Source organism: Caulobacter sp. AVps18 (genome assembly GCF_058681425.1).
This window is the reverse complement of sequence record NZ_CM178737.1, coordinates 3,265,961-3,278,865: the sequence shown is the minus strand read 5'-3', so window position 1 is coordinate 3,278,865 and position 12,905 is coordinate 3,265,961. Positions and strand designations below refer to the sequence as shown.

Annotated in this window: 15 protein-coding genes; 7 read left to right on the top strand and 8 right to left on the bottom strand. The window is 65.1% G+C overall.

The genetic code is table 11. From position 1 onward, the window contains the following. From mltG to fabD, 6 genes are all read right to left on the bottom strand, one after another. Nucleotides 1–1,071: an endolytic transglycosylase MltG gene (gene mltG / locus ACW179_RS14940; RefSeq protein ID WP_492060261.1), complete on the bottom strand. Its 1,071-nt coding sequence runs from the start codon at nt 1,069–1,071 to the stop codon at nt 1–3. Beyond that, complete coding sequence (gene fabF / locus ACW179_RS14935) at nt 1,068–2,348, bottom strand: beta-ketoacyl-ACP synthase II (RefSeq protein WP_492060260.1); 1,281 nt, start codon at nt 2,346–2,348, stop codon at nt 1,068–1,070. The genes mltG and fabF overlap by 4 nt, the downstream gene beginning before the upstream one ends. A gap of 168 nt (nt 2,349–2,516) precedes the next feature. Next, nucleotides 2,517–2,756: an acyl carrier protein gene (locus ACW179_RS14930; RefSeq protein WP_007672577.1), complete on the bottom strand. Its 240-nt coding sequence runs from the start codon at nt 2,754–2,756 to the stop codon at nt 2,517–2,519. A 140-nt stretch (nt 2,757–2,896) separates the two neighbouring features. Next, nucleotides 2,897–3,637 carry a 3-oxoacyl-[acyl-carrier-protein] reductase gene (gene fabG / locus ACW179_RS14925; protein WP_492060259.1) on the bottom strand — a complete coding sequence of 247 codons (741 nt, stop codon included), beginning with the start codon at nt 3,635–3,637 and terminating at the stop codon, nt 2,897–2,899. A 1-nt stretch (nt 3,638) separates the two neighbouring features. After that, the gene (locus ACW179_RS14920; RefSeq protein ID WP_492060258.1) at nt 3,639–3,953 is read right to left on the bottom strand and encodes a hypothetical protein; all 315 of its coding nucleotides are present in this window, start codon (nt 3,951–3,953) and stop codon (nt 3,639–3,641) included. Nucleotides 3,954–3,988: 35 nt separating this feature from the next. Further along, on the bottom strand, nt 3,989–4,933 hold the full coding sequence (fabD, locus tag ACW179_RS14915) for an ACP S-malonyltransferase (protein WP_492060257.1): 945 nt from the start codon (nt 4,931–4,933) through the stop codon (nt 3,989–3,991). A 188-nt stretch (nt 4,934–5,121) separates the two neighbouring features. On the opposite strand from fabD, the gene ACW179_RS14910 reads away from it, so the two are divergent. From ACW179_RS14910 to ACW179_RS14900, 3 genes are all read left to right on the top strand, one after another. Further along, nucleotides 5,122–5,655, top strand: coding sequence for a peroxiredoxin (locus tag ACW179_RS14910; protein WP_492060256.1), 534 nt, complete (start codon nt 5,122–5,124; stop codon nt 5,653–5,655). A gap of 73 nt (nt 5,656–5,728) precedes the next feature. After that, nucleotides 5,729–6,835, top strand: coding sequence for a helix-turn-helix domain-containing protein (locus ACW179_RS14905; protein WP_492060255.1), 1,107 nt, complete (start codon nt 5,729–5,731; stop codon nt 6,833–6,835). 70 nt (nt 6,836–6,905) lie between these two features. Then, complete coding sequence (locus ACW179_RS14900; RefSeq protein WP_492060254.1) at nt 6,906–7,709, top strand: sterol desaturase family protein; 804 nt, start codon at nt 6,906–6,908, stop codon at nt 7,707–7,709. Here ACW179_RS14900 and ACW179_RS14895 read toward each other — a convergent pair. Continuing rightward, nucleotides 7,684–8,349, bottom strand: coding sequence for a hypothetical protein (locus ACW179_RS14895; RefSeq protein WP_492060253.1), 666 nt, complete (start codon nt 8,347–8,349; stop codon nt 7,684–7,686). The genes ACW179_RS14900 and ACW179_RS14895 overlap by 26 nt on opposite strands. Nucleotides 8,350–8,406: 57 nt before the next feature. After that, the gene (locus ACW179_RS14890) at nt 8,407–8,619 is read right to left on the bottom strand and encodes a DUF2059 domain-containing protein (RefSeq protein ID WP_492064326.1); all 213 of its coding nucleotides are present in this window, start codon (nt 8,617–8,619) and stop codon (nt 8,407–8,409) included. Nucleotides 8,620–8,884: 265 nt separating this feature from the next. Between ACW179_RS14890 and rpsF the strand changes: the two genes are divergently transcribed. The 4 genes from rpsF to ACW179_RS14870 all read left to right on the top strand — a co-directional run bounded on the left by rpsF (nt 8,885) and on the right by ACW179_RS14870 (nt 12,804). Next, nucleotides 8,885–9,271 carry a 30S ribosomal protein S6 gene (rpsF, locus tag ACW179_RS14885; protein ID WP_492060252.1) on the top strand — a complete coding sequence of 129 codons (387 nt, stop codon included), beginning with the start codon at nt 8,885–8,887 and terminating at the stop codon, nt 9,269–9,271. 15 nt (nt 9,272–9,286) lie between these two features. Further along, complete coding sequence (rpsR, locus tag ACW179_RS14880) at nt 9,287–9,565, top strand: 30S ribosomal protein S18 (protein WP_419255182.1); 279 nt, start codon at nt 9,287–9,289, stop codon at nt 9,563–9,565. A gap of 13 nt (nt 9,566–9,578) precedes the next feature. Beyond that, nucleotides 9,579–10,163 (top strand): 50S ribosomal protein L9, encoded by a 585-nt coding sequence (rplI, locus tag ACW179_RS14875; protein WP_492060251.1) that lies wholly within the window; start codon nt 9,579–9,581, stop codon nt 10,161–10,163. A gap of 193 nt (nt 10,164–10,356) precedes the next feature. Further along, the gene (locus ACW179_RS14870; protein WP_492060250.1) at nt 10,357–12,804 is read left to right on the top strand and encodes a TonB-dependent receptor plug domain-containing protein; all 2,448 of its coding nucleotides are present in this window, start codon (nt 10,357–10,359) and stop codon (nt 12,802–12,804) included. Nucleotides 12,805–12,905: the final 101 nt, after the last annotated feature.

Genomic DNA, 12,905 nt, shown 5'->3' with positions numbered 1-12,905 from the left:
TCAGCCTCCGGTCTTGGCGGACTTGGCCGCCCGCGACCGCTCAACCTGGCGCCAGCGCGCCACATTGGCCTCATGCTCGGCATAGGTCCGGGCGAAGACGTGACCGCCCGTGCCGTCGGCCACGAAATAGAGCTCGTCGCTGCTCGGCGGATTCAACACCGCCGCCAGGGCTTCACGACCCGGATTGGCGATGGGCGTCGGCGGCAGGCCGTTGATGAAATAGGTGTTGTAGGGCGTCTGGCGCTGCAGTTCCGACAGCAGGATGCCGCGTCCAAGCGGCCGTCCACGCGTCAGGCCGTAGATGATGGTCGGGTCGCTGCCCAGCCGCATGCCGGTGCGCAGGCGGTTGACGAAGACCGCGGCCACCCGCGGACGCTCCGAGGCGATGCCGGTTTCCTTCTCGACGATGGAGGCCAGGGTGACGGCCTCTTCCTTGGTCGAGAACGGCAGTCCCTGCTGGCGTCCCGCCCACAGCTGATCCAGCAGCTGATCGCGGTCGTCCATCATGCGTTGCAGGACCGCCGAGCGGTCCTCGCCGCGTTCGACCTGATAGGTCTCGGGCAGGATGGCACCTTCAGGCGGGGTCGGGGCCACGCCGGTCAGGACCGGCGAGCGCATCAGGATCTCGACCGCCATGTCTGAGGTCACCCCCTCGGGGATGGTCACCTGATGCCGAACGATCCTGCCCCGACGAATGGCCTCAAAAACTTGGGCCATCGAGGCCCGGCTCTTGAACGCATATTCGCCGGCCTTCAGCGACCGCGCCGCCCCGGTGGCCTGGGCTGCGGTCATGAAGATCGACGAAGAGCGGATCACGCCGCCACGCTCAAGGCTGGAGGCGATCTCCGGCAGGCCGGCCCCCTTGCGCAGCACAACCGAGGTGCTGTCGCCCGCCTTCGCTACTGGACCTGGCCCCTGATAGAGCCAGACGGCCCCGACGATCAGGACCAGACCCACAACGACCAGCGTCGCGCCGCCGGCCAGGATCATGGCGACCAGTCGCCGACCGAAAGAGGCCGACTCCCGCTTGCGGGTCGGCGGCTTGCGCGGGGGAGCGGCCTTGCGGCTCACGAGACTTTACGGAACACGACGGAGGCGTTGGTGCCGCCAAAGCCAAAGCTGTTGGACACGGCCACGTCGATCTTCATCGGCACCGCCTTGTTCGGAGCCAGGTTCATGGCCACCTCGACGTCCGGGTTGTCGAGATTGATGGTCGGCGGCGCGATCTGGTCGCGGATGGCCAGGATCGAGAAGATCCCCTCAATCGCACCCGCCGCGCCCAGCAGATGGCCCGTCATCGACTTGGTCGAGGACATCACCACGTTCTTCGCGTGGTCACCCAGGAAGCGCTCGACGGCCCGCGCTTCAATGCCGTCGGCCATGGTCGAGGTGCCGTGGGCGTTGACGTAGTCGATGTCGGACGGCTGCAGGCCTGCGTCCTTCACGGCCGATGAAAGGGCGCGGAACCCGCCGTCACCGTCTTCGGAAGGCGCGGTGATGTGATAGGCGTCGCCCGACAGGCCATAGCCGACCACCTCGGCATAGATCTTGGCACCGCGCGCCTTGGCGTGCTCGTATTCTTCCAGAACCAGGGCACCGGCGCCCTCGCCCATCACGAAACCGTCGCGGTCCTTGTCATAGGGGCGCGAAGCCTTTTCAGGGCTGTCGTTCCAGTCGGTCGAGACGGCGCGGCAGGCGATGAAGCCGGCGATGCCGACCTTGCAGACCGCTGCCTCGGCCCCGCCGGCCACCATCACGTCGGCGTCGCCATACTTGATCATGCGGGCCGCGTCGCCGATGGCGTGGGCACCGGTAGCGCAGGCGGTGACCACCGAATGGTTGGGCCCCTTGAAGCCGTAGCGGATCGAAACCTGGCCAGAGATCAGGTTGATCAGCGCTGAAGAGATGAAGAACGGGCTGACCTTGCGCGGGCCGCGAGCCTCGAGCTCAAGGGCCGTGTCGGCGATGGTGGACAGTCCGCCGATGCCCGAGCCCATGATCACGCCGGTGCGGTACTTGTCTTCCTCGGTTTCCGGGACCCAGCCCGAATCCTTCACGGCTTCGTCGGCGGCAGCAATGCCATAGAGGATGAAGTCGTCCACGCGCTTCTGGTCGCGCGGGCTCATGGTCAGGTCGGGATTGAACGCGCCCTCGACATCGGGGCCGCCGCCGCCGCGCCCATCGACGCGCGGCACTTCGCAAGCCACCTTGCAGGCATAGTCTGTCGGGTCGAAGGCCGAGATGCGGTTCGCACCCGACTTTCCGGCCAGGATGTTCTTCCATGACACTTCCACGCCATGGCCCAGTGGGGTCAGCAGACCCAGCCCGGTGACGACAACTCTACGCATGGATCACTCCCAACCTTCTCGCCCGCCGCTGGACAGGACGGGCGAGCCCGTCGGTCCGCGCGGCGCGAATCCTGGCCACATACGAAAACCGCCGCGCGCACGATAGCAAGAGCTCGTGCGGCGCGGCGGTGATAGTCCTGTTCGCGTCAGACAGCGAACCCGGAGCCCTTAGGCGCCGGTCTTTTCCGTGATGAACTTCACGGCGTCGCCAACCGTCTGAATGTGCTCAGCGGCGTCGTCGGGAATTTCGATGTCGAACTCTTCTTCGAACGCCATCACCAGCTCGACGTTGTCGAGGCTGTCGGCGCCCAGGTCATCGATGAAGCTGGCCTTCTCGGTGACCTTCTCGGGATCGGCATCCAGGTGCTCGATGACGATCTTACGCACGCGCTCGAGAATGTCGGACATTCTGTTAGTCCCTCAGTTTTGAATCTGTTGTCCGCCAACGGTTTGGCCGAAGCCGCGCCATTCACGGGAATTGTCGGCCTCCGCCTATCACGTTCCTTTTCGGGTGACCAGCGGGTCCCCCATCAAGAAACATGGCGGGGCTAGATCATGGCCATACCGCCATTCACGTGCAAGGTCTGACCGGTCACATAGGCGCCCTGGTCGCTGGCCAGGTAGACGCAGGCAGCGGCAATGTCGCTTCCTTCGCCAAGCCGTCCGGCAGGTATGCCCGACAGGATGCCGGCCTTCTGGGCGTCGGTGAGGGCGTCGGTCATGGGGCTGGCGATGAAGCCGGGCGCGACGCAGTTCACAGTCACGTTGCGGCTGGCCAGTTCCTGGGCCAAGGCCTTGGAAAAGCCGATCATTCCGGCCTTTGAAGCCGCATAGTTGGTCTGGCCGGCATTGCCGCTGACGCCCACCACCGAGGTGATGCCGATGATGCGGCCCGACCGGCGCTTCATCATGCCCTTGGCGGCCGCACGGGCCAGGCGGAAATAGCCCTCCAGGTTCACCTTGATCACGGTGTCCCAGTCCTCATCCTTCATTCGCACGATCAGTCCGTCGCGGGTGATTCCGGCGTTGGCGATCACGATATCCAGCGGCGCGCCGGCGGCTTCCTCGGCCTTGGCCACGAGGCCGTCCACGGCGGCGGCGTCCGACAGATTCGCCGCGACGAACGAGACGCGCTCGCCGAACTGGGCGGCCAGCTCCGACAGAGCCGATTCGCGGGTGCCCGAGAGCACGACGTGGGCGCCTTGCTCGTGCAGGGCCTTGGCGATGGCCCCGCCGATGCCGCCCGTGGCGCCGGTGACGAGGGCGGTCTTGCCGGTGAGATCGAACATTCTAGCGGTCTTTCTCGTTCTTAATCTGCTTCAGATAGCTAACATCGAAGTCTGACAGAGGCTCATCGAAGGTCAGTTGGATTTTCGAACCCCATGGGGGAACCTCGAATCCCAAATCGAAATCGCACGCTAGGCGGTCGGCCGAAACGGCGACATTGATGATCCCGTCATACCGTCCGAACTTTTGGTCGCCGACCTCCACGTAGTGGCCTGCGCCAAAGAAATCCTCGCCTTCTAGGGCGTCCTTCGCCAGCTTGATCACGATGCCAGTGTCCGGCGGATCGAGGAATTCGATCGCCAGGCCCCAGCCGTTCATGTCGAACATCCCTCGCGATAGTGCCGGGATTGGCATCAAAGGCTGGCCGCGAACGCTTCCAGATCGGCTGGGCTGTTCAGGGGAACAGCTTCGGAGTCCGGAGCGATCCGCTTGGCCATGCCGGACAGCACCTTGCCGGCGCCCGCCTCGGCGAAACGGGTGACACCGCCCTCGCCCGCCAGCCAGATCATGCTTTCGCGCCAGCGCACCCGCCCCGTGACCTGCTCAACCAGCAGGCCGCGAATAACGTCCGGATCATGCACCGGACCAGCAGTGATGTTGGCCACCAGCGGCGCGCGCGGCGAGATGATGGTGGTGTTGGCAAGGGCCTCGGCCATCTCGTCGGCCGCCGGTTGCATCAGCGGACAGTGGAAGGGTGCCGAGACGTTCAGCGGAATGGCGCGCGCGCCCAGTTCCTTGGCCTTCTCGATGGCCTTGTCGACGGCGGCCTTGTCGCCGGAGATCACGACGTTGCCGTTGTTGTTGTCGTTGGCCACGACGCAGACGCCAACTTCCGAGCCCGCCGCAGCGGCGGCTTCGGCCAAGGCTAGGTCGGTCTTGGGTCCAATCAGCGAGGCCATCGCGCCCTCGCCCACCGGCACGGCGCGCTGCATGGCCTGGCCGCGCAGCTTCAGCAGCCGAGCGGTGTCGGCCAGGGTGATGGCGCCGGCGGCGGCCAGTGCCGAGTATTCGCCGAGGCTGTGGCCCGCGACAAATGCGGCGCGGTCGATGCCGATCCCGAATTCCTTTTCCAGCACGCGCGTGACCGCCAGGCTGACGGCCATCAGGGCCGGCTGGGCGTTTTCGGTCAGGGTCAGGTCACTCTCGGGACCTTCGTTCATCAGCGAAAACAGCTTCTGCCCCAGGGCGTCGTCGACCTCCTGGAACACTTCGCGTGCGGCGGCAAACGCCCGGGCGAGGTCGGCACCCATGCCGACAGACTGACTGCCCTGACCGGGGAAGATGAAGGCGATGCTCATGGAAGCCCGCTCCGTTGCTGGAGATTCACGTCGTTCTTGGACGCGGAGGGTTAGGCCAAAGGTCGCCGGGCGGCAAGGTGGAGCGCTGGCCTTACACTCAGGCGGCGGCCGTCGCTTGCTTTCCTGGAGCGGGCGTCCAAATTACCCTCTGGCCCGTAGCTGGGCGAAAGAACCCCCAGGAGCCTAACATGAACCGCCTGACCGCCGGCCTCGCGGCCCTCGCCGTGCTCGCCGCCACACCCGCCCTGGCCGCTCTCAAGCCGGGCGACAAGGCTCCCGACTTCACCGCGCCCGCAGCCCTGGCCGGCAATGACTACAGCTTCACCCTGTCCAAGGCGCTGAAGAAGGGGCCGGTGGTGCTCTACTTCTTCCCGGCCGCCTACACCGCCGGCTGCACTGCCGAGGCGCACGAATTCGCCGAAGCCACGCCGGACTTTGAAAAGCTCGGGGCCACCGTGATCGGTGTGACGGCCGGCAATGTCGACAAGATCAAGGCCTTCTCCAAGGAGCACTGCCGCGACAAGTTCGCCGTCGCTGCTGCACCGGCCGGACTGGTCAAGGCCTATGACGTAGCCTTGCCCATGCCGGGCGGCTGGTCCAACCGGACCTCGTATGTGATCGCGCCCGACGGCAAGATCCTGATGGCCTATACCGACGGAAACTTCGTTGGCCACGTCACCAAGACGATGGAGGCCGTAAAGGCCTACAAGGCGGCCAAATAGGTTCGACGAGCCAATTTCGAAATCGGCCAGCCTTGCGCCTTGATGGACGCGCGGCTTGTGAGAACCATGGGTCATGATTGATCCTTCTCACCTTGAGGCCTCGGTTCGCGGGATCGCCATTGGCGGTTTCGCGGCCGCTGGCCTGGCCCTGGCGGCAACGCCGCGCCCAAGCCCGACCCGCTGGCTGGGCGCGGCCTTCTTTGTCTGCGCTATCGCCCATGTGATCACCGGCTGGCGGCCCGAGCTCCAGAGGTTCGATCCGATATGGGCGGCGTCGGTCGCCGGAACCGGCCTGTTCTGGATGTTCGCCCTCGACCTTCTCGAAGATGCGCCTCGCCCCCCAGCCTGGCGATGGGCTGCGCCGGCCGGTGCCCTGATGTTCTGGCTGGCCGCCCAAGTCGCGCCCCGCGCCTGGTGCGAGGCAATCTGGGGCGGCTATGTCGCTTGTCAGATCCTGCTGGTCGGCCACCTTTTGCTGGTGGCCTGGCGCGGATGGCGCGGCGATCTAGTGGCCCAGCGCCGGCGGCTGCGTCCCCTGCTGGCGGCCGCCGCTTGCGGCTATGTCCTGGTGGTCGCCGCCAAGGACATGGGCTTGCTGCCCTTCCTTCCCGCAGGAACCATGGCTCTGGTCCAGGCCAGCGCCCTGGCAATCCTGGCGCTGGGCACGACCCTGGCGCTCCTGCGCGCCGAACCCCAACTGGTCGAGGCGCAGACAGAAGCCTTGGCCGGGCCGGCGCCAGCGCCCTCGCCCATGGAGCTTGGTCCGGCCGACCGTTTGGTCCTGGCCCGTCTGCAAAAGGCCATGGACGAAACTCAGGTCTGGCGCGGCGAGGACCTGTCCATCGGCGCCCTGGCCGCCCTGGTCGGTGCGCCGGAACACCGCCTGCGCAGGTTGATCAACGGCGTGCTCGGCCACCGCAACTTCGCAGACTACATCAATCGGCGGCGGATCGAGGCCGCCAGGCAAGCTCTCGCTGATCCCGAACAGGCGCTCAAGCCGGTGTCGGCCATCGCCTATGAGCTGGGCTTCGCCTCGTTGGGTCCGTTCAACCGCGCCTTCCGGACCGAAACCGGCGTAACGCCGACCGCCTGGCGCCAGGAAAACTGCTCAGGCCCATCGCCCGGGCTAAGGCTGGTCGAAACTGGTCAAGCGGCGTCGAATTCAAACAAGTCGGCCTGATTTCGGGTTTCGGCGCGACCGCCCCGCGGAAGTGCGGCGAGAACGCCTCGTTCACACCGAGGAGCGCTCCATGAACGTCCAGGCCATCAAACCCTTCCTGCTCAACTGGCTGGTCGCCACCCAGGTCGATGTCACGCGATATGTCATGTTCGCGGTTGGCGTCTGGCTGCTCCTGTGGGTGATCCTTGCCCCTGTGCTGGTTACTCGCAAGATCCGCGCCGAGCGCCCGCCTGCCCTGCAGATGCTGATCGAATTCGCCTGCTCGATCCGTTCGATCATGATCTTCTCGACCGTGGGCCTGCTGACCTTCGCCCTGTTTCGCGCTGGGTGGATGCCGGGTCCCTACATCGCGCAAGGCTGGGGTCCTGTCTGGTTCTGGACGAGCCTGATCCTGATGATCATCGGCCATGACGCATGGTTCTACTGGACCCACCGGCTGATCCACGACCGGCGGCTTTTCCGGCGCTTTCACCGACGCCACCACCGGTCCAACAACCCCTCGCCTTTCACCGCGTATAGCTTCGACCTGGGCGAGGCGGCGATCAACGCGCTGTTCGTGCCGCTGTGGATGCTGATCGTTCCGACCCAATGGCCGGTGGCCGGGCTGTTCATGCTGCACCAGATCGCCCGCAACACGCTGGGCCACAGCGGCTATGAGCTGTTCCCCGCGCGCCGGGATGGCCGCCCGCTGCTGCCCTGGCTGACCACGGTAACGCACCATGACCTGCACCATGCGCAGGCGGGCTATAACTATGGGCTCTATTTTACCTGGTGGGATCGCTGGATGGGCACAGAGCACCCGGACTACCTGGCGAAATTTGCCGCCGTAACGGCGCGCAAGCGGCTGGCTACCAGTTCGCCTTCACCAGTTTGACCATGAAGCGGCTGTCCTGAACCCGCCACTCTTCATGGGTAGCGGCAGCGCGTACGCTGACGGTGAACTCAGCCGGAATATCGAAGGGCCGCGTCAGGCTCAGATCAACACCCTCGTCGCCCATCGAGCCACCGCCCACAGCGATCGAGCCAATGGGCTTGCCGTCCAGGGTCAGGGCCGAGCGAACATTGGCTCGCGCCACCGGGATCTGACCCGGCACGGCGATGACCTGGCTGGCGTTCATGTCCATCGAGACGCTGACAAAGTTGGCGCGTGGCAACAGGCCAAAGCCGAAGGCCTTGGACATTGATGAGCGAAACCGGGCCTCGCGGTCGTTCCACGATGCGCCCAGCGCCACCGACCGCTTGCCGATCCGCTCAGCGTCAGGCTTCTGGATGAGGTTGAGATCCAGGTCGTAGGTCGGGTTTTCGAGGTTGCCTTCGACCTTGGCGGTCAGCTTGGCAGACTCGGTGTCGCTGGACAGGTCCAGCGGCAAGGCCGCCGAATAGCCGGCAAAGCGGCCGTCATTGGCCGACACCCAAAGGTCCGGCTTCTGGATCGCCTGGGCGGCTGCGGCCCCCGCCGAGATCGCGAGAACACCCAAAACCGCGCCGGCGCGTATGACAGCGCTAGTCCACATGATTTCTGTCCTAGCACAGACTTCCCTTCCGGCAAGCTCAAGCTCGCTTCGGCAAGGCTACTTTTCCGACGCGGCCATGCCTTCGATCTTCGTTTCGAATCGCTTGCGAATTTCCGCCTGGATCCTGGGCAATTCCTTGGTGGCTATCCTGGGTGAAGCCGGACCATGCAGCGGCATCTTGAGCATTACGGCCTGGCCGACCGGACTTTCATAGAACTCGACTACGGCCAGAAGTTCGTCCTCGGACGAAACCGTCGCATGGCCGACGATGATTTTCCATCAGGTCGGACATCAGTCTGTCGCGCGGGGCCTCGCCTGCCGGGCCCGGGCCCAAGGACGCACGACACCCAAGGGCCACCGCAAAGCATCCTTGTTTTTCAAAGAGGTCTCCTGTAATAGCGCGCGTTCTCACGGATGGCGGTCTTTAGCGCAGCCCTCACGGGTACGGGATTTCCCGCTCGGCGCTCTGGAACCATCGTGGTCGTCGGACTTCCGCCGTCGGCCGCGCCGCTGTCCAAGCCGGAAGAAGGAAAACATGGCGTTCTACGAACACGTGGTCATCGCGCGGCAGGATATCTCGCCGCAACAGGCCGAAGCTCTGAATGAGCAAATCAAAACCCTGATCGAAGAAGGCGGCGGTCACATCGCCAAGATCGAATATTGGGGCCTGCGCAACCTCACCTATCGCATCAAGAAGAACCGCAAGGGCCACTATTCCCTGCTCGCCATCGACGCTCCGGCGCCGGCGGTCAAGGAAGTCGAGCGCCAGCTGCTGATCAATGAAGACGTTCTGCGCTTCATGACCATCCGCGTGGAAGAGCTGGACCTGGAACTGTCGCCGGTTCTGGCCCGTCGTGACCGCGAACGCAGCGAGCGCCCCGAGCGTTCGGACCGTCCGCGCGACGAATTCGCGGCCGCGTAAGGGAGAAGAGAGATCATGACCGATACCACTGCTCCCGAAGCCGGCGCTGGCGCGCCCGCCGCTGGCGGCGCTCGCCGTCCGTTCTTCCGCCGCCGCAAGGTGTGCCCGTTCTCCGGCGCCAACGCCCCGAAGATCGACTACAAGGACGTCAAGCTCCTGCAGCGCTACGTTTCCGAGCGCGGCAAGATCGTGCCGTCGCGCATCACCGCGGTGTCGGCCAAGAAGCAACGCGAACTGGCCAAGGCCATCAAGCGCGCCCGCTTCCTGGCTCTGCTCCCCTACGTCGTGAAGTAAGGGAGACCCCACGATGAAAGTTATCCTGCTCGAACGCGTGGACGGCACTGGCGTCCTTGGCGACGTCGTCACGGTGAAGGACGGCTTCGCCCGTAACTTCCTGCTGCCGCGTCACAAGGCCCTGCGCGCCAACGCCGCCAACATGAAGTCCTTCGAAGTTCAGCGCGCTGAAATCGAAGCCCGTAACGTCAAGAACCGCGAAGCTGCGGGCGCCAACGGCGAAACCCTCGACGGTACGCAATACGTGATGATCCGTCAGGCTGGCGAAAGCGGCCAGCTGTACGGTTCGGTCGCGGGTCGCGACGTCGCCGACGCCATCAAGGCCGAAGGCGGCAAGGTCGATCGCTCGATGATCGTCCTGGACAAGCCGATCAAGACGCTTGGCATTCACGAAGTGAAGGTGAAGCTGCATGCTGAAGTGACCGTCACGGTCACGCTCAACATCGCACGCAGCGCCGACGAAGCCGAGCGCCAGTCGCGCGGCGAAGACGTCGTCGCCGCTCAATTCGAAGAAGACCGCGCGGCTGACGCCGAAGCGGCCTCGGACATGGCCGCCGGTGGCGCCGGTTCGTTCGAAGGCGATCACTACGAGTCCTGATCCCAATCGGATTTGTGACGATTGAAACGGCGCGGAGCAATCCGCGCCGTTTTTTTCTGCATTTTGCCGCAGAAATGCTTAGCTTGTAGGCATCTGCAGCACCCCCCATCTGTAGGCTCGCGGATGGCCCAGGCCAGCCTCGGCCGGGACAAGAGCGGTCATCGCCCCCGGTCTTCACTGAGGGGATAGATCCATGACCTACAGAACTCTTCTGCTCGCGGCGGCTTCGGCGGCCGCCCTCTCGGGCGTCGCACACGCCCAGACCCCGGCCCCGGCCGGGGGAAATGACTCAGTCGCCGTCGACGAAGTCGTCGTGACCGGTACGCGGGTCGTCGGACGCTCGCGTCTCGACACCCTGGCCCCTGTCGATGTCGTCACCGCCAAGACGCTGCAGCAGCGCGGCACGACCGAACTGGCTGCGGCACTGTCCGCCACCGTCCCGTCGATCACCTTCCCGCGCCCGTCCAACACCGACGGCACCGACTCGGTCCGCCCCGCCGTGCTGCGCGGCCAGGGTCCGGACCAGACCCTGGTCCTCGTCAATGGCGCACGCCGCCACACCAGTGCGCTGATCAACGTCAACGGCTCGGTCGGACGTGGCTCGGCCGCTGTCGATCTCAACGCCATCCCGTCAGTGGCTCTGGACCGCATCGAAGTCCTGCGTGACGGCGCGGCCGCCCAGTACGGCTCGGACGCCATTGCCGGGGTCGTGAACCTGCGCCTGCGCGAAGCCGACCACGGCGGCGGCGCAACCGTCACGGCCGGCCAGTATGTCACGCAGTTCCGCGGCCTGCAGACCGGCGAAAAGCGCGACATCACCGATGGTCAGACCGTAACCGTCGCCGGCTGGCAGGGCCTAAAGCTCGGTGCCGACGGCTTCCTGACCCTCTCGGCCGAATATCGCGACCGGGACTTCACCAACCGCAGCGACATCGACCGCCGCGTCACACCGCAGCGCATCACCTCGCGCTTCGGCGATCCCGAAGTTACCGACGTGACCTTCTATGCCAATGCCGGCAAGCCGATCGGCGAAAGCTGGGAGGCCTATGGCTGGTACGGCTATCAACAGCGCGACGCCGAGGCCTCGGCGACCTACCGCCTGCCCACCGACGCGACCCAGAACATCACCAGCGTCTATCCGAACGGCTATCTGCCGCTGATCACCACCAACACCGAGGACGTCACGGCCGCCGGCGGGCTGCGCGGCGACTGGAATGGCTTCAAGATCGACGCCAACCTTGTCTATGGCAGCAACGACATCGACTTCGGGGTCAAGAACACCCTTAACCCCTCGTACGGCCCCACCTCGCCGACCAGCTTCAAGGCCGGTGGCCTGAACTATGATCAACTGGCCCTGGGCGTGGATGTCAGCCGCGAGGTCGAGGTCGGCCTGGCCGGCCCGCTGAACGTTGCCTTTGGTCTTGAGGCCCGCAAGGAGACCTTCCAGATCAATGCCGGCGAGGTCGCCTCCTACGCACGCGGTACGGTCTCACCCACCCTGGCGTTCGGCTCGCGCGGCTTCACAGGCTTTACGCCCAGCAACGAGGTCGATGTCGATCGCGATGCCGTCGGGGTCTATCTGGACCTAGAAGGCAAGGTCACCGACAAGCTGACCGCCTCGGCGGCCATCCGCTATGAGGACTATTCGGACTTCGGCACCAATACGAGCTGGAAGCTGTCGAGCCGCTACGACTTTACCGACGCCTTTGCGATCCGCGGCGCAGCCTCGACCGGCTTCCGCGCCCCCAGCCTGCAGCAGCAATATTTCACCGCCACCTCGATCCTCTACATCAACCAGACAGTGGGCGGGATCACGACGGCGGTTCCCTTCGAGACCGGCACCTTCCCGTCGGTCAGCACCATCGGCAAGGCCCTGGGTGGCAAGCCTCTCGAACCCGAGAAGTCCAAGAACTTCTCGCTCGGCGGCGTCTATCACAAGGGTCGGTTCGAGCTGACGGTTGATGCCTATCGCATCGACATCGACAACCGGATCGTCCTGACTGAAACCCTCACGGGCAGCGCAACTGCGGCAACCGGGACCAATGCGCGGGTGGTGTTTGACCTGCTTTCGCCCTTCGGGGCCTCGGCTGGCCGGTTCTTCACCAACGGTGTCGACACCAAGACCGTAGGCCTCGATGTCGTGGCCCGCTACCGGATCGTCGACGAGCAGGCCGGCACCTTCGACCTGACCGCTGCGGCCAATGTCAACGATCTCTCAGTCAAGCGGACGCCTTCAACCAGTGTCCTGCCGACGCCGGTGTCGCTGTTTGCCCGCCAGGCCACCCTGCGCTTCGAGAAGGGAACGCCTCGCCAGAAGGTCACCCTGCAGGGCGACTGGAACAAGGACCAGTGGGGAGCCACCCTGCGGACCAGCTTCTATGGCGACGTCCTGGCTCCCGGAACCGCCGCCGACGGCAGCGGTGACTGGCGGACCGGCGTACAGGGCCTGGTGGATCTGGAAGGCCGCCGGCGCCTGGGCGACAACCTGACGATCTCGGTCGGCGCAGACAATCTGTTCGACCAGTATCCCGACCAGATCCCGCCCAACCTGAACACCAGCGGTGGCAATCCCTGGTCGAGCTTCTCGCCGTTCGGCTTCAACGGCAGATTTGTCTACAGCCGCATCAGCCTGACCTGGTAAAGCCTCCGACACCTGTCTGAGCAAGGCGCGGGGAGCAATCCCCGCGCCTTTTTCGCGGGTTCAGGCTGCGTTGGAACATACACAAAACATCCCCATCCATC